The sequence below is a fragment of the Gordonia aquimaris genome, from assembly GCF_026262595.1.
Taxonomy (GTDB): domain Bacteria; phylum Actinomycetota; class Actinomycetes; order Mycobacteriales; family Mycobacteriaceae; genus Gordonia; species Gordonia tangerina.
In genome coordinates this window covers 1-15,741 of record NZ_JAPKFM010000007.1, presented here as the reverse complement: position 1 = coordinate 15,741, position 15,741 = coordinate 1, and the positions used below count along the sequence as shown (strand labels likewise).

19 protein-coding genes and 1 pseudogene are annotated in these 15,741 nt (G+C 64.2%); 7 read left to right on the top strand and 13 right to left on the bottom strand.

Annotated features, from left to right (window positions below; all coding sequences use genetic code 11):
• Positions 1-254: 254 nt before the first annotated feature.
• The 10 genes from OSB52_RS08945 to OSB52_RS08900 form a co-directional block, all read right to left on the bottom strand.
• The gene (locus OSB52_RS08945) at positions 255-668 is read right to left on the bottom strand and encodes a type II toxin-antitoxin system VapC family toxin (protein ID WP_266061346.1); all 414 of its coding nucleotides are present in this window, start codon (positions 666-668) and stop codon (positions 255-257) included.
• Positions 665-901 (bottom strand): FitA-like ribbon-helix-helix domain-containing protein, encoded by a 237-nt coding sequence (locus OSB52_RS08940; RefSeq protein WP_235726335.1) that lies wholly within the window; start codon positions 899-901, stop codon positions 665-667. The genes OSB52_RS08945 and OSB52_RS08940 overlap by 4 nt, the downstream gene beginning before the upstream one ends.
• Before the next feature lie 235 nt (positions 902-1,136).
• Positions 1,137-1,487 (bottom strand): type II toxin-antitoxin system PemK/MazF family toxin, encoded by a 351-nt coding sequence (locus tag OSB52_RS08935; protein WP_266061345.1) that lies wholly within the window; start codon positions 1,485-1,487, stop codon positions 1,137-1,139.
• Positions 1,469-1,702, bottom strand: a complete 234-nt coding sequence (locus OSB52_RS08930; RefSeq protein WP_235726257.1) for a hypothetical protein — start codon at positions 1,700-1,702, stop codon at positions 1,469-1,471. The genes OSB52_RS08935 and OSB52_RS08930 overlap by 19 nt, the downstream gene beginning before the upstream one ends.
• Positions 1,703-1,874: 172 nt before the next feature.
• The gene (locus OSB52_RS08925) at positions 1,875-2,279 is read right to left on the bottom strand and encodes a type II toxin-antitoxin system VapC family toxin (protein WP_235726258.1); all 405 of its coding nucleotides are present in this window, start codon (positions 2,277-2,279) and stop codon (positions 1,875-1,877) included.
• Entirely contained in the window at positions 2,272-2,526 is a 255-nt protein-coding gene (locus OSB52_RS08920) for a type II toxin-antitoxin system Phd/YefM family antitoxin (RefSeq protein WP_235726259.1), read from the bottom strand. Before OSB52_RS08920 ends, OSB52_RS08925 begins: the two co-directional genes overlap by 8 nt.
• A gap of 189 nt (positions 2,527-2,715) precedes the next feature.
• Positions 2,716-3,738 (bottom strand): amidohydrolase family protein, encoded by a 1,023-nt coding sequence (locus tag OSB52_RS08915; protein WP_235726260.1) that lies wholly within the window; start codon positions 3,736-3,738, stop codon positions 2,716-2,718.
• Between the two features lie 28 nt (positions 3,739-3,766).
• A complete protein-coding gene (locus OSB52_RS08910) occupies positions 3,767-4,789 on the bottom strand; it encodes a VOC family protein (protein ID WP_235726261.1) in 1,023 nt (340 codons plus the stop codon).
• Between the two features lie 11 nt (positions 4,790-4,800).
• Positions 4,801-5,667, bottom strand: a complete 867-nt coding sequence (locus OSB52_RS08905) for an alpha/beta fold hydrolase (RefSeq protein ID WP_235726262.1) — start codon at positions 5,665-5,667, stop codon at positions 4,801-4,803.
• An 11-nt stretch (positions 5,668-5,678) separates the two neighbouring features.
• Positions 5,679-7,241: a bifunctional 3-(3-hydroxy-phenyl)propionate/3-hydroxycinnamic acid hydroxylase gene (locus OSB52_RS08900; RefSeq protein ID WP_235726263.1), complete on the bottom strand. Its 1,563-nt coding sequence runs from the start codon at positions 7,239-7,241 to the stop codon at positions 5,679-5,681.
• A 164-nt stretch (positions 7,242-7,405) separates the two neighbouring features.
• On the opposite strand from OSB52_RS08900, the gene OSB52_RS08895 reads away from it, so the two are divergent.
• The 7 genes and pseudogenes from OSB52_RS08895 (at position 7,406) to OSB52_RS08865 (ending at position 14,569) form a co-directional block, all read left to right on the top strand.
• Entirely contained in the window at positions 7,406-8,035 is a 630-nt protein-coding gene (locus tag OSB52_RS08895; RefSeq protein ID WP_235726264.1) for a TetR/AcrR family transcriptional regulator, read from the top strand.
• Positions 8,032-8,826, top strand: a complete 795-nt coding sequence (locus OSB52_RS08890) for a 2-keto-4-pentenoate hydratase (RefSeq protein ID WP_235726265.1) — start codon at positions 8,032-8,034, stop codon at positions 8,824-8,826. Before OSB52_RS08895 ends, OSB52_RS08890 begins: the two co-directional genes overlap by 4 nt.
• Before the next feature lie 11 nt (positions 8,827-8,837).
• Entirely contained in the window at positions 8,838-9,794 is a 957-nt protein-coding gene (locus tag OSB52_RS08885) for an acetaldehyde dehydrogenase (acetylating) (RefSeq protein ID WP_235726266.1), read from the top strand.
• Positions 9,791-10,842 (top strand): annotated as a pseudogene (dmpG, locus tag OSB52_RS08880) (4-hydroxy-2-oxovalerate aldolase). The gene OSB52_RS08885 and the pseudogene dmpG overlap by 4 nt, the downstream one beginning before the upstream one ends.
• The gene (locus tag OSB52_RS08875) at positions 10,835-12,385 is read left to right on the top strand and encodes an MFS transporter (RefSeq protein ID WP_235726267.1); all 1,551 of its coding nucleotides are present in this window, start codon (positions 10,835-10,837) and stop codon (positions 12,383-12,385) included. The pseudogene dmpG and the gene OSB52_RS08875 overlap by 8 nt, the downstream one beginning before the upstream one ends.
• A 90-nt stretch (positions 12,386-12,475) precedes the next feature.
• Positions 12,476-13,609 (top strand): amidohydrolase family protein, encoded by a 1,134-nt coding sequence (locus OSB52_RS08870; RefSeq protein WP_235726268.1) that lies wholly within the window; start codon positions 12,476-12,478, stop codon positions 13,607-13,609.
• Between the two features lie 117 nt (positions 13,610-13,726).
• Complete coding sequence (locus tag OSB52_RS08865) at positions 13,727-14,569, top strand: hypothetical protein (protein WP_235726269.1); 843 nt, start codon at positions 13,727-13,729, stop codon at positions 14,567-14,569.
• 98 nt (positions 14,570-14,667) lie between these two features.
• On the opposite strand, the gene OSB52_RS08860 is transcribed toward OSB52_RS08865, so the two are convergent.
• The 3 genes from OSB52_RS08860 to OSB52_RS08850 all read right to left on the bottom strand — a co-directional run.
• On the bottom strand, positions 14,668-15,276 hold the full coding sequence (locus tag OSB52_RS08860) for a TetR/AcrR family transcriptional regulator (protein WP_266061343.1): 609 nt from the start codon (positions 15,274-15,276) through the stop codon (positions 14,668-14,670).
• 24 nt (positions 15,277-15,300) lie between these two features.
• Positions 15,301-15,495, bottom strand: coding sequence for a hypothetical protein (locus OSB52_RS08855; protein WP_235726271.1), 195 nt, complete (start codon positions 15,493-15,495; stop codon positions 15,301-15,303).
• A 34-nt stretch (positions 15,496-15,529) separates the two neighbouring features.
• Positions 15,530-15,741: IS3 family transposase (locus tag OSB52_RS08850; protein ID WP_266061342.1), on the bottom strand; the 212-nt coding region annotated here is incomplete at its 5' end.

The window sequence follows — 15,741 nt, the reverse complement described above, 5'->3', positions numbered from 1 at the left end:
CACGAATGGATGAGTCTCTTATCGGCGCGAATACCTATCGAGTTCACGAATGGATGAGTACTCGAGACTTTTGGCAATCGACTAGACCAACGGGAACCCGAATCAACCGGAAGAGCGACGGCGATCCCTCAGGTCCTCGAACCGGGCCAGGTTGTCGAGGTGCGTGGATCAACGTGGGCAGTCGCAAACGTGCAGGCTCAGGGCTTACCGCGCATGAAACAACTCAACACCGCGTTTCACCGGTTTCGAGGCGATCAAAACGGATTGATGACTCCGACGCCGGCAACTACAAACGGCTCGACATCCCGCGTTGCTACCTCAAACCCGTGTACCAGAGCGATTGCGGCGATGAATCCGTCAGCCACCCCGACGGCCACACCACGTCGCCGAGCTTGGGCCGCGAGTCGCGCACATGCGGCACTCGCCCGATCATCGAAAACCAGCACCCGTCCGGCGAATTGCGGAAGTAGGCGGCTCTCGAAGAGGTCCCCTAAACGGTCTCGGCGCTTACCTCGCGGCAAAGTCTCGATACCGTAGCGGACTTCGGCGAGCGTGATCGCAGTCAGATACAGGGTTTGCGGCGACTGTTGGTCCAGCCACGCGGCAGCCTTGCGATGTGGTTGCGGACGCATGACCTCAGAAATAACGTTCGAGTCGAGAACGATCACGAGAAATCGACTGGCTCGTCGGGTGTGCGATCGCGCTCGATCTCGATTCCGATCCCCGCCTTCTTGCCGATTTGGGTCAGCAACGTTCCCAGCTTTACCTGGTCGGCGGGCGAAACTGCCTCGTCGAGAATGGCGCGCACCTCCGCCTCGGTACTCCGGTTATGTTGTGCTGCGCGCGCTTTCAATGCCCGGTGGGTCTCGTCGGAAAGTCCCCGCACCGTGATTGCCGCCATGCTGCCTCCCCTGCTATCAATTCTCAAGAATGATAGCATGGCGATCGCATGGGTTGCCTCGACTCCTTCTCGAACGTCTCCGCGCGGCATTCGCCCGGGTGGTCTCATCCGCCTCGACACCGGCGTGCAGAATCTGCTGCTGACCGCACGTTCGCTAGGTCTTGGAGCGACGCTGACTGTCGCACTCTGATCTTGCAAGACCCGGTTTGGCAACATCTAGGCCTGGCTTGGCGTCTCACAGGTCGAGGACGAATCGTAGCGTTTGATCAATCGCTTGCATTTGTTCTGGGCTGAGGATGGTCAGCTGAGACGACAATCGTGCAACGGATACGACTCGCAATTGATCGCAGCGTGCGTAGGAGGTGTGTTCGAGCCCGCTGCTGTCTGGATCGAGTTCCACGTGGCTGCGCAGACCGTACCCCACGGTGGTGATCGGAACGACGACCATCAGGCCGCCCGGTCCGTTGTTGAGAATGTCTACTGACACCACCACCGCTGGGCGGCGGAAGGCCGGTTCGTGGCCGACCGGCTGGCCGAGATCGACGAGGTGGACCTCGCCTCGCCAGATCACGCCAGGTGGTCCCATTCGTGGCGTTCGTCTAGATACTGCTTCCAAAGTTCGGGATTGCTGCGCAGGCGTTGGTAATCGCCGTTGAGTCCGCGAAGGAACTCCTGTCGCTCGAGGGCGTCGATAGCCGCGTGAACAATGTCGACGACGGCGGTCTGGCGGGCTTTGGCCAGTGATTGGAGGCGTTCGGAATCTGGTCGACGTACTCGGACGGTTGTGGTTTCGGCAGCCATCTCATCAGTGTAGACGAATTGTAGACAAACGATTGGATCGACGGATTGCGGCTGTACCGCCGGGACGCCTTCTTTACCGCCTAGCAGCGCGATAGGGCATCGCAACCCGCTGCAACACCTGCCGCGACTGAGTCCAGCACTCCCCTTGCTCGTTCACATTCGTTGTGAGTGTCTACACTGCGACAACTCGGATCAGATCATCCAGCCCGACAAAGTCGTCGGGGTTGCGCGTAATCAAGGTCATATCGTTGGCCAGTGCTGTTGCAGCGATTTGGAGGTCTGCGAGCCGGCGGCGGGGTTTTCGGCCGACGGCCACGACGGCTGCGTAGATGCGCCCGTACGCGCGGGCGGCTTCGCCGTCGAACGGTATTGGTTCGAACGTGGCTTCCACTCGCTGGAGTCGATCTTGCCGGCGGGCTCGTTCGGCAACATCATCGGTCGCCGCCGGTCCGGCGGCGATCTCCGCGAGGGAGACGGTGCTGATCGCGATCTTTGCGGGCAACACCGATGCGTTAATCGAATTGAGGTCGATGATGACCGAGGTGTCGAGCAGGCCCGCCGCCTCGTCCTCAGGCACGCGGTTCGGGTTCCTGGTCGAGCGTCGCGTCGACGTCGCGACGGAACGTGTCGAAGTCGATTGCTGGTGCGGCGGTGAAGCCCGCCAGCGCGACGCGGGTGTCGACGAGCCGTTCGCGACGCAGTGGCCTCAGTTCCCCGATCGGGCGACCGTTGCGACTGATGACAAAGCTGCGGCCCTCGTCGAGTTCGCGCATGATGCGTCCGCTGTCGTTGCGCAACTCGCGCTGGCTGATGGGTTCGGTCACGAAGCCAGTGTAGCACCAGATGCTACACTGCTGCCGACCTCGTTCGAGCGATCTACTACCTGGAGCGCTCCGCCCTGACCGTCGCCACCCGCACCGAGATCGGCCGCACGATCGATTGCGCCGCAGTGATGTAGGTGCGTGTAGCGGCAAGGCAATCCCGCCCATGCCGACGAGCCCTTCCGTTCGCCTTTACGGCTGCAGCGCTTTGCTGACCACGCGCATCACCTTTCGGCGCGCCGCACCCCGAACGCTGTGCAGTGTCGCCGCTGGACCGGTTCCGGTGTCGAATCGTGGGAACAATTGTGCAGCGTTGGACCATCCGATGGCGTCACGCTGTTGCGTGCTGAGGTCCGCGTAGTTCTCCAGGTTGGCAGCGAAGTAGGAACCAGCGGTCAGTGGGGCAAACGGCCAGTCGGAGCCGAAGGTGATGTGCCCGGGCTGAGCGAACGCGAGAAGGCTTGGCAACGATGTGGTACTGGCGGTCAGTGCGAGGTCGAAGTAGAAGGTGCGGAATTCGTCGAGGGCGTCGAGAATGCTGCGACCTGTGTCGCCTGCGATGGCAATGGCCATTCGATGGGCGGCGTACGGTACGAATCCGCCGCCGTGGCTGAGGAGGAAACGGATATCGGGATACTGCTCCCGGATCTTGTTGCGCACGAGCAGGTATGCGGCGCGAGTGGTGTCCAGGAGGAAGTCCGCGGCGAACGGCGGGACCCCGGAGACCGCCGTGCCCGGTAGCTCGGCCGGATGAATGAAAGCGACGGCTTTGCGAGCGTTGAGTTCGGACCACAACGGCTCGAGGCCGGGCTCCCCCAGGTATCGGCCGGCCGAGTTGGCCAGGAGTACCACGCCATCGGCGCGCAAGTCGTCGAGCGCACGGATTGCTTCCGCGGTCGCGAGTTCTGCGCGAGGGGTGGGAAGTGTTGCGAAGAAGCCGAATCGCTGTGGCCTGTCCTGGATAAGGTCTGCGCAATAGTCGTTGAGTTCACTCGCAAGACGCACGGCGGCCGCTGCGTCGTCGAGGAAAGTCGTCCCCGGGGTGGACACCGACAGGATGGCGGTGTGCACGGCCAACGCGTCCATCGTCTCGATTGATGTGTCCGGACTCCAGTCCGGCAGGTCGCGTCCTCCGGCGGCGTCGATTCCCGCCGCCGCCAAGGCTGCCCGGTATGACGGCGGTATGAGGTGATGGTGGGTGTCTATGCGAAACATGATGGTTACTCAGTCTGTGGTCGGTGCGTCAGTTGTCCGGGATGCCCACACCTGCGAGCGCAGGCACGGAATCCTCTACATGTCGCAGCGAGAGCACCCCATGGCGGAACTGATCGAGCTTGTCGACGATGGTCTGCCCCTCAGGCGTGTGTCCCCAGATACTGATACCGCGGTGAGTGCTTGGTTCCCAGGTCTTCTCGTCGACGGTGAGCGGGTTCCACCCGACCTCCCACTCGAAGCCTGACGGTGTCTGAGCATAGAAGGACAGCTCCTTGTCGTTGGTGTGCTGCCCGACCGACAACGCCATGCCGAAACCCAACTGCTTGACTCGCTGGTAGGCCTGGGTCATGTCGTCGAGCGAGGCGACTTCGATGTTGAGGTGCTGTACCCGGGTGCGGATCGGATTGATCGGCAGCGTGCGAACATTGGCGATGGCGATCGAGTGATGGCGTTCGTTGACGCGCAGGAACCGGATCTTGAGCTTGGCTCCGCTGATCGTCTCGTCGATGTAGTCGGTGAGGCGGGCGTCGAACACGGTGTTGTAGTAGCCGCGCATCTGGTGAGGCTTACTCGAAGTGATCGCCACATGGCCCATTCCGGCTGTGCCGGTGACGAATCCACCGCGGTTGGTCATCGCGAGTGGTTCATCGGTCAGGTGTGCGCGAGTGAAGATCTCCTGGGCCAAGCGGTTGGGGCCGGGAAAGCGGATCAGCCGTTCCACCCCGCGGATGGCGGCATCGTCGTCGGTGCCGGCCACTGTGGGTACGCCGCGATTGGTCACTCTGCCGACGATCTGATCGAACGACTCGTGGTCGTCGAGTTCCCAACCCAGGGCCACGACGTCCTCTGCGGGGCCGCGCACGACGATGAATCGCGCTTGGTGGTCGTCGAGGCGGAACCGGATCACCTCTGGTGACACTTCGTCGAGATGCATTCCGATGGCGTCTTTTCCGAATCGTCTCCACTCGCTGAATCGTAGGCTTTCGATGACGATGTACCCCAGGTGCACGTTGCCGAACACCGAGGGCGCGTCGGTGATGGAGGTGTTCATCGCCGGATCCTTCATGCGTACGTGCCGTCGAGGAAGTCTGCGACGACGCGGTTGAAGAGGTCGGCTCGTTCCCACTGAACCCAGTGGCCGGTCCGTGCCGGCATCATCAGATCGGCGTTGGGCATCAGGTCGACCAGCATCTGACCACCCGCCGGACGATTGACCTTGTCGTTCTGGCCCCAGATGACCAGGGTGCGGGTTGTGAGCGCGCGCAAGCGTGGATCGCGGGTGAAGTCCATGCGCCACAGGGTCTTCAGCGCGCCGAGGCCAGATGGTCGCCGCAAGGGCGGGTTCGCGACGATGTCCGGGTCGATCGACGAGCGGTAGCGCTCCTCGATCGCCGCCTCCGGGACAGCCTCTGCGTCGTAGACCAGGTATGTGCGGATGAAGTCCTCGAGCTTGTCACGACTGGGTCCCGAGCCGGTGTAGTAGCCGAGAAGCGCGTTGAGCCCCTTGGTGGGGGCGCCGCGTGTGGTGCCGATTCCGCCTGGTCCCATCAAGACCATCCGGTCGACGCGGTGCGGTGTGTCCAGGGCCAGCCGCAACGCGCAGGCGCCGCCGTAGGAGTTGCCCACCAGATGGGCGGTATCGAGTCCGAGGTGATCGAGCAGCGCACGGATTGCGTCGGCGAGGGCGCCGAACGGATCGGTCTGATCGAGATTCTTGCTGCTGCGCCCGTAGCCGGGCAGGTCGGGCACGATCACGCGGAAACGGGTGGCCAGGGCGTCGATGTTGCGAACGTAGTTCGACATGCCCGAGGCGCCTGGTCCGCCGCCGTGCAGGAGGACGACCGGCGTTCCGGCGCCGATCTCCGTGTAGCAGATCTGGGTGTCGCCGTTGACTGTGATGGTGTGAGAGGTGCTGTCGGAGGCCAACATCGGCATTTCCTTCATCGTGAGGTAACGGTCGCCGCACGCAATCCTGCGGGCGGTGCTGGGAGGGTTTGTCCGGTATCGGCGGCGTCATAGACGAAGCCGTCGGGGCGGAGAACCACTGTCGATGCGTGGTGCTTGCCGAACCATCTGCGGAGTGCGCCGTCGGTGTCGACGATGGCGCCCGGTTCCGGAGCCGACACCGACGGCAGCACTCTGATCTGTTCCACGCCACAGGTGCGCCACGCAGGGTGGTGGCGACCGTCGAGACTGAGTACTCGCCAGCGACCGGTCAGCACGTGGTCGAGGCGCACGCGTGATCCGTGCTCGTCGAGCACCCACGGCTGTGGAATCTGCCATCCGCGTGCCGGGTGGGCCTGGTCGCTGAACAGTCCATCGGCATAGTGGGCATCCGGGATCCACTTGGTGTCCACCATCCACCGTGGGAACGGGGAGAACCTCGAGACCATCCGAAATGCGTGATTGCGCAACATCGCCGCCCAGGGGCGACGTTCTGTGATCACCTTGCCGGCGAATACAGCGTGTGCAGTGGTCTCGCGCACGTGAGGTTCTCGTTCGGGCTGGTAGCTGTCGAGCGCGGACTCCGGGAGGCTTCCGTCGATGACCGCAGCGAGTTTCCAGCACAGGTTGGCGGCGTCGCGGACACCTGACGCCATCCCCTGCCCGATCCACGGAGGCATCGCGTGCGCCGCGTCGCCGGCGAGGAACACCCGGCCGACTCGCCAACGATCCGCCACTCGCACGTGATGGCTGTACACCACCGCGCGCAGGATCTCGACGTTGTCCTCGGTGATTCCCTGGCTGTGCAGGATGGACCAGATGGCTTGGTGGGTGACGAGGTGGTTCTCGTCTTCGCCATCGCGGACCGGGAACTCCCAACGGTGATGACCGAGCGGCGTCGGACAGTCCACTGTGGGACGTGCCGGGTCGCAGTGAAAACGCAGTCGTGAGCTGCCGTCCCAATCGCAGAGCACCTTCGTGTCGATGACGACCCAGCGTTCGGTGTACGTCTTGCCCTGGTATCCGATCCCCAGTTGCCCCCGAGTTGCCGAGGATCCGCCGTCAGCGGCGATGACGTACGACGCGTGGATCCGGACGAAACTGTCGTCGGCCAGATCGGCCGCCAGGATCTCGGCGTGCTCGGTGCCGGTGAGCACCTTGAGACTCTCGTGCCGGGTCAGCACGGTGACATTGGGAAACCGCTCCACCCCGGCCCGCAAGGTCTTGTCGACGGCGGGTTGGTAGATGAACTGCTGGGGCGGGTGGCCAGCGCCTCGCGACGTCGGCTGGACCTCCGTGAACGGCCTGCCCTCGGAGTCGACGAAAGCAACGACACAGCCGGGAAGCATGTCCTGCTGCAAGCGATCGGCCAGGCCGGCCTGCTGCCAGATACGCATGACCTCTTCGTCTGTCGATATCGCGCGGGCACGACCGTAGATATCCGGATCACGTTCGAGAACAACCACATTCAGTCCTTGCTGACCAAGGAGGTTGGCCGCCGTGACCCCGGTGGGTCCATAGCCGATGATCGCGACGTCATAGTGCGGAGTGTCGGACACAGAAATCTCCTCGAACCAGACCTCGCTGCCAGGGCGAGATGCCAGATAAACGATCTGTAGTGATCACTACGGTAAGTCCTTGACCTCGAGCCGTCAAGCACTTACCGTAGTGACCACTCCATTAATCGGTGGATGCTCTCGTCCGATTCCAGAAGGGTGGACCAATGGCAGACACATCCCGGCGACGCCGCGCCAACGGCGAGGCGTCGAGGGCCAAGATCCTCGATGCGGCAACCGAAATCGCCAGTGAACGCGGATACGAGGGAACGAGTATCAACCTGGTCAGCAAGCGGTGTGGGCTGCCCGCGAGTTCGATTTACTGGCACTTCGCCGACAAGGACGACCTCATTGCAGCCGTGATCGAGCGCAGTTTCGGTCAATGGTTGTCGGCGTGGAGCATGCCGGACGACGGGACGCCCCGTGACCGGGTCGCCGAGATGACGATGCAGGTGGCCAAGGCGCTGCTGGAGTCACCCGATTTTCTGCGGCTCGGGCTGATGCTCGCGTTGGAACGCCGACCGGTCGAACCGCGCGCCCGCGAGATGTATCTCCAGGTGCGTGCGCAAGCGCAGATCCAATTGCGTGAAGCAGCGATGGACATGTCGCCGGACCTCGATGCCGCGGCCCTCGATCAACTCGCCACCTACGCCATGGCCGGCGCGGACGGTCTCTTCATCGCCAAGGAGATCGGCGGTGACTCAGTGGATCTGCTTGCCCTGTTCGATCTCCACGGACGCATGGTCATCGATGCCGCTCTCCGGCTCGCCGAATCAACCCGAGACGAGGACTCATGAGCTCTCCCCTACCCACCGCCGACTTGGATACCTGGGCGGACAGGTTGCACAGCGCGTTGGTCGACAGTGCACCGATCCCTCCGTTGAGCGACAGCATCCCCGACCTCGACGTGGCCGGCGCCTATGCGATCCAACAGCGCAATCTCACTCGCCTGCTCGGCGAGGGCGCTCGACTCGTCGGCCGCAAGATCGGTCTGACGTCCGCGCCGATGCAGCAGTTGCTCGGAGTCGACGAACCCGACTACGGATTCATCCTCGACACCATGGTGCACCCCGATGGTGGCTCCATTCCGCTGTCATCGCTGTGCGCGCCACGGGTCGAGCCAGAGATCGCATTCCGGCTCAACCGTCCGCTGCGCGGGCCAGATGTCAGCGTCGCCGATGTCCTCGACGCGACCGATGCGGTCGCCGCTGCCCTCGAGATCGTGGACAGCCGGATCGCCGAATGGCGAATCACCCTGTGCGACACAGTCGCCGACAATGCCAGTTCCGCCGCAGTGGTCCTCGGCCCCTGGCTGCCGATCAACGACGCACCCGACCTCGACGACATCACCGCATCCCTGCACCTCAATGATGAACAGGTCGACCAGGGGGTCGCCACCGCGGTTCTCGGTCACCCGGCCGAAGCAGTGGCGTGGCTGGTGAACGCCCTGGCCGTGTTCGACACCGGACTGCAGGCCGGGGAGTTCGTCATGTCCGGATCGATCACCGCGGCCGTGTTCGTCCACGCCGGTGACACAGCGTCCGCAGACTTGTCCGGCCTGGGCCGCGTCTCCATCGACTTCACCTGAAAGAGCCACCGATGACCAGAACACAGCGCTACCCGGTTGCCATCATCGGCTCGGGAAACATCGGCACCGATCTGATGATCAAGATCCTCCGCAGCGACGGCCCCCTCGAGGTGGTCGCCATGGTGGGGATCGACCCGAACTCCGACGGCTTGGCGCGTGCCGAGCGCTTGGGCGTCGCCACCACCGCCGAGGGGATCGACGGGCTGCTCGCCATGGACGAATTCCCGGATGTACAGATGGTTTTCGACGCCACCTCTGCCGGTGCGCACCGCGCCAACTGGCGCACACTCGAGGCCACCAAGGTCCGGGTGCTCGACCTCACGCCGGCGTCGATCGGTCCGTTCTGCGTGCCGGTGGTCAATCTCGATGAGCACTTGGATGCGCCGAACCTGAACATGGTGACCTGTGGCGGGCAGGCGACCGTCCCGATCGTCGCCGCCGTCGGCACAGTCGCTCCGGTGTCGTACGCCGAGATCATCTCCTCGATCTCTTCCAAATCGGCAGGGCCGGGAACGCGCGCGAACATCGATGAGTTCACCGAGACCACCGCCACCGCGCTGCGCGACGTCGGGGGCGCGCAGCGCGGCAAGGCAGTGATGATCCTCAACCCGGCCGACCCGCCTATCCTCATGCGCAACACCGTGTACTGCCTGGTCGACGGCGACACCGACCACTCGGCCATCGAAGCGTCGATCACCGAGATGGTCGAACGGGTCAACGGCTATGTGCCCGGCTACCGACTCAAGCAACGCGTGCAGTTCGAGACGTTCAGCGCGGACAACCCGCTCCACATCCCCGAGACCGGCAAGTTCAGCGGTACACGGGTCACCACGATGCTCGAAGTGACCGGCGCAGCACACTATTTGCCGGCCTACGCCGGCAATCTCGACACCATGACCTCGGCCGCCAAAGCCACCGCTGCGCGCATCGCCGTTCACGCCACCCAGGCCACAGGAGTCACATCATGACCACGGTGTACGTCAGCGATGTCACGCTGCGAGACGGAATGCACGCGATCCGGCACCAGTACACGACCGAGCAAGCGGTTGCCATCGCGACTGCACTCGACACAGCGGGAGTGAATTCGATCGAGGTCGCGCACGGCGATGGACTTGCCGGTTCGAGCTGTATCTACGGCTTCGGCGCCCACACCGATCTGGAATGGATCGAAGCCGTGGCCGGCGCGGTCGAGCACGCCACCGTGGCGACGCTGCTGCTACCCGGGAGCGGCACCGTGCACCACCTCAAAGACGCTTACCGCGCCGGCGCCCGGACAGTGCGTGTAGCGACACACTGCACCGAAGCGGACATCTCCGCCCAACACATCGCGGCTGCCCGCGAACTCGACATGGACACCGTCGGCTTCTGATGATGAGTCATATGGCCACCCCTCAGGAGTTGGCCCGTCAAGCGGTCTTGATGGAGTCCTACGGCGCGACCTGCGTGTACGTCGTCGATTCGGGCGGTGCGATGACCATGCGAGACATCGCCGAGCGCTGCGACGCCTTGCGCGGAGTTCTGCACGGCGACACCGAGATCGGCATCCACGCCCACCACAACCTTTCACTGGGTGTGGCCAACTCGCTGGTGGCGGTCGAACATGGCGCGACCCGTGTCGACGCGTCGCTGGCCGGTATGGGCGCCGGCGCAGGTAACGCCCCGCTGGAGGTGTTCGTGGCAGCCGCCTCGCGTCTCGGTATCGACCACCCCTGCGATCTCGATGCGCTCGAGGACGCCGCCGACGACATCGTCCGTCCATTGCAGGATCGTCCCGTACGCGTCGATCGCGAAACCCTGACCCTGGGCTACGCGGGGGTGTATTCCAGCTTCTTGCGCCACGCCGAGACCATCGCCGAACGCTACGACATCGACGCACGCAGCGTGCTGGTGGAAGCGGGCCGCCGCGGCATGGTCGGTGGTCAGGAAGACATGCTCGTCGACATCGCGCTGGATCTGCTTGCCCATGATCAATCGCAGACCCCTGCGGTCGACGATGACGCGACGGCCGATGTCTGAGACGTCCTTCTCCCCCGGTGCCGATCTGCCGACGGGCCGGTGGGGACACCGTGGAGTGCTCGTCGCCATGTGCCTGGCGCTCATCCTTGTCGTCGCCTCGGTGTCCGCGCTCAACCTCGCGCTCCCCGACCTGGCGATCAGTCTCGGGGCGGACAACACAGCACTGACCTGGATCGCCGACGGCTACACCGTTGCGCTCGCGGCCCTGGTTCTCCCACTCGGAGCCGTCGGCGACCGGATCGGCAGGCGATCAGTGCTCATCGTCGGGGCGATCGTGTTCGGTGGCGCTTCGCTGGCAGCCGCTTACGCCGACACAACGAGCACCCTCATCGCTGCACGAGTCGTGATGGGCGTGGGCGCAGCGATGATCATGCCCGGCACATTGTCGACGATCACTGCGACCTTCCCACCCGAGCAGCGCAGCAGAGGCGTGGCGATCTGGTCGGGATTCGCTGCGGCCGGAGCGATCATCGGCATGCTCGTCGCCGGAAGTCTGCTCGAACGCTGGGGATGGGAATCGATCTTCATCACGAGCGCCGTCGTCGGCGTGGTGGCCGCGGTCGCCGCCGCAGCCCTGGCGCCGAACACCCGTGATCGCGACCCGCAGAGATTCGATGTGATCGGTGCGCTCGCAACATCTATCGCAATCGGCACGCTGGTCTTCGCGATCATCGAAGGCAACGACCGCGGCTGGACGACTCTCCCCGTCCTCATCTGTGCGGGAGTCTGCGTTCTCGGTTTCGTCGTCTACGCCGTCCAAGGAACGCGCACCCAACACCCTCTGCTCGACCCCCAGTTGTTCGGGCTCTCCGGATTCCGAGCGGGCGCGATCGTGGTGCTGACCCAGTTCATGGCAATCTTCGGGTTCTTCTTCGTGGGGTTGCAGTACCTGCAACTCATCCTCGACTACAGCCCGCTGCTGGCGGCGATCGCATTGATCCCCGTGGCAGCAGTGGTGATGCCGACTGCCACAGTCACTCCGCGCCTGGTGTCGTGGGTGGGCCTGAAGTATGTGATGGCCGCCGGGCTGGCGCTCATTGCGGTGGGCCTGCTCTGGATTTCACGCCTGCACGTCGACTCCGGGTACGCCCCGTTTCTGGGCGGCCTGATCGTGGCCGGTCTCGGCATCGGTGTGGCCAGCTCCACGGGTACCAGCGCCATCGTCGGTTCCCTCACACGTGACCATCAAGGCGTCGCGTCCGCCATGAACTGCACCACGCGCGAGGTCGGTTCGGCTGTCGGGATCGCGATCATGGGCTCGGTGTTCTCCAGCCACTACAGCAACCACCTGCCTGACCTCACCACGCTTCCCGCCCAGGCTGCCGATGCAGTCCGGGACTCGGCCGCCGGGGGTCTGGCCGCCGCGGAACAACTCGGCGGGCCACCAGGTGCGCAACTCGGTGCCGCGGTTCGCGGCGCATTCATCGACGGTATGTCGGCGTCGATGATCTCGGTTGCGGTCGTACTGTTCGTCGCCGCGCTCGGATGCGCGCTCAAAGCTCCTCGACAACAACCCGACAGCGACGTCACCGATAACCGGTGAGTCACACCTGGCCCACCTGATATCCGAGTCCAGCCGAGATCGTCGATCTCGACGTAGTCACCAGTTCATTCCCCGAAAGGCCCATAGCCGATGACCACCACCCCGAATCCGTCCTCGCCCAGTGACATTGAGGCCCCGTCCGCCGTGAGTCGTCGATCACTACTCATCGGTGCCGGCGCGGTGGCTGCCGGAGCCGCGGTTGCGACCAGCGCTGCACCAGCGGTGGCTGCACCTGCTCCTTCGGGGCGCTACCGGATCGACCTCCACGCCCATTTCCTCCCACCGGAGTACCGTGTCGCACTGCTCGAGCATGGGCACTTCACCATCGGCGGCTACCCCACCCCACAATGGTCGCCGGAATCAGCGATCGACTTCATGGACCGATGGGGCATTCAATCCCAGGCACTGTCGGTGTCCGACCCGGGCGTGTCCTTTCTGCGTGGCAAGGAAGCCCGCGATCTTGCCCGCTACTGCAACGCCTACGCCGCCCGACTCTTCCGAACCCATCGCACCCGCTTCGGCGCATTTGCCGTGCTGCCCATGCCCGACGTCGCGGCCTCGATCGCCGAACTCGAATACGCGCTCGACACCCTCCACCTCGATGGCGTGGTGTTGTTGTCCGCGTACGACGGCGTCTATCTCGGCGATCCGCGATTCGAGCCGCTCATGGCGGCACTCAACCGCCGAAAGGCGTTCGTGTTCGTCCACCCCGCCGCCATCCCCGACAACGCCAAACCCTCACTCCCACTTCCGGACTTCCTCGAAGAGTTCACTTTCGACACAACCCGCGCAGCGACCCTGATGCTCGCCGGCGGCACTCTGCGCCGCTACCCCGGCATCCGGTTTCAACTCTCCCACGCCGGCGGGACGCTGCCATTCCTGTCATGGCGCATCGGTGTCCTTGCCGAAACACCCGTCGGCACCCATTGGCCAGCCGGCGTTCCGCGTCCCTCGGCACTCGACGTCCAACAAATGATCCGCACGTTCTACTTCGACACCGCGCTGAGTGCGTCCGAAGCTGCAATGCGGTCGGTGCTGGCGGTCGCACCGCGTTCTCATATCGTCTTCGGCTCCGACTGGCCCTTCAGCCAAACCGTGTTCCTCGAGGGGAGCGGCGACCCCGCTCGTGGATTGAGCGATGTCTTCAACGCCGGCCAACGCTACGAGATCGAACGCATCAACGCGCTGCGGCAACTGCCCCGTTTGCGCGCTGCCGTGAGCTGAGGAACAGCCCATACGCTTCACGCGTCTTGTGTGACGTTGCGCGGCCGCTGTGGACAAGCGACAGGCCTGTGGATACGAACGACGGTCCGAGTGCCCAATGGCCCTACTGTTGCCCGCATGTCGAGCAAACACCGCACACCGAGACCAGGCCGACGAGGCCGCACGCACGGCAGGCGCAAGGGAAATCGCGCACGTCCGTGGTTGTCCATCGGTCTGCCGCGAATACATCGGGAGCTGGCCCAGGCGTATCGCGATCTGTCTGTCGAATGGACGGCGTACCTGGACATGGTCGGTGCGCGCGACAGCGCATACGAAGCTGAGCTGGACGCGCTTACCGACGCCGGGCGGGGTCCAGGTGATGCCGATTTCGACGAAGTCGCAGCGCAGCAACTCGACAACGACTACCTCTGTCGCATGCTCGGCGGAAACCTGATGCACTCGACCACAGCGGTCGAGGTGCTGCAGAGCCTGACGCCGGTTTGGGTGCCCGAAGCGGTCAATGACGCGCTCGCGTCGATCGAGGTTTCGGCAGGAGACGCGCGAAGCCTGACGGGCATAGGCGAGTCTGGGCTGTTCGTCTTCAGCAAGTCCCCGATCCGCGCTCGCGAGAGCCTTCCCGGCGGACCGACGATGCCCGAGGTCGACGTCGACGGCGTGCTGTGGTGGACGAAGCCAACCGAGCACGGTGGTGTGTCCCAGGCGGTTACGAACGACGGTCCGCGCCGACTGATGCTGGCTCCCCTCACGCGAAGCCGTGATCTGCAGTGGCTGCGCGGTGACGGTTGGCGGTCGTCCACCTTGACCGAGGTGACGTGTTTCGACGTCACCACAGTCCGTGGTGCCGATGTGCCAGGGCCGCTCTGGCCGTGTGTCGAGCTGTTGGCGAGAATCGGAACCGCGCTGGAGCACAACAGTCTTCGCTACACCGCCGGATCGATCACTACGCTTGACGCGGCCTGACGAAGGGTGGTTGCGGACTGGCCGTACTGGTCGGCAGATGCCAATGCGTCCGAAGATGCCCAAAGGGCCAAGGCCAACCAGGGCTGATGTTCACTCGGTCACGTGTTCATTGTGAACAGCTGGTCGAGGTGATAGCGGAAGAGTCCGTGCGCCGACTCGACTGTGTGCAGGCCGATCAGAATGCCGGTGCCGAGTCCGTGTTCGAAGGCGATGAGGCGTTGTGCTTCTCGCTCCGGGCTGATGTCCGAGTCTATTTCGCCGGCGGAGCACGCTGTCTTCAGCAGGTCGGCGACAGTGGCCTGAAGGCGGCGCGGGCCCTCAACGAACGGGGTGCGGGCCAGTGATGGGTCGGTGATTGCCAGCGTGGCGTAGGCGGTGAACACGATGTGGAACCGGCGGCTCCGGGCGTCGGTGGGCAGTGCTTCGTCGAAGTAGGTTTCAAGGATCTCGCGTGTCGTCGCGGTCGGTCCGAGGCTGACGATGCGTTCCTCCCAGCGCTCATTGCTCATGGCCTCGAGGTGGTGCAGCCCCGCGTGCAATAGCGCGTTCTTGTCGTCGAAGTAGTACTGCACGAGGCGAAGTGACACTCCGGCGGCTTCGGCGACCGCGCGCAGGGTGACTGCGTGCAGGCCGTCACGGGCAGCAACGTCGAAGAGACCGTCGATGATGGTGCGGCGGCGTTGATCGTGGTCGACGCGTGCTGGCATGGGTGTCCCTTTCCAGGTCTCGGGCTACCGGTCCACGGTGCCCGCTGCGGCGTCCGCGCGTGGTATCGGGGGCCTCAGGGCGACTGCGGCTCCCGCGGCGACGACACCCATGCAGGCTGCCATGGCCAGAAATGCCGGCCGGTAGTCGGTATAGGAGCCGGCGACCAGGCCGAGTGCAGCCAGCCCAAGAGCTCCCCCGCACTGTTTGCTGGTGTTCATCAGTGTGGTTCCCCCGGAATCGTGGAGGACTCCTCTATGCGGCTTCAGGTTCGGTCAGCGCGGCGTTCTCGTAGTCGACAGGACTCACCATCCCGATCGTGCTGTGCCGGCGCTGGTGGTTGTAGAACCCGTAACACCAGTCCAACACGACGGCCTGCGCCTCCATGATAGTATGGAAATCGTTGCGTGACAACACTTCCCACTCCAACGAGGAAAAGAATGCCTCCGCGGCGGCGTTGTCGAAAC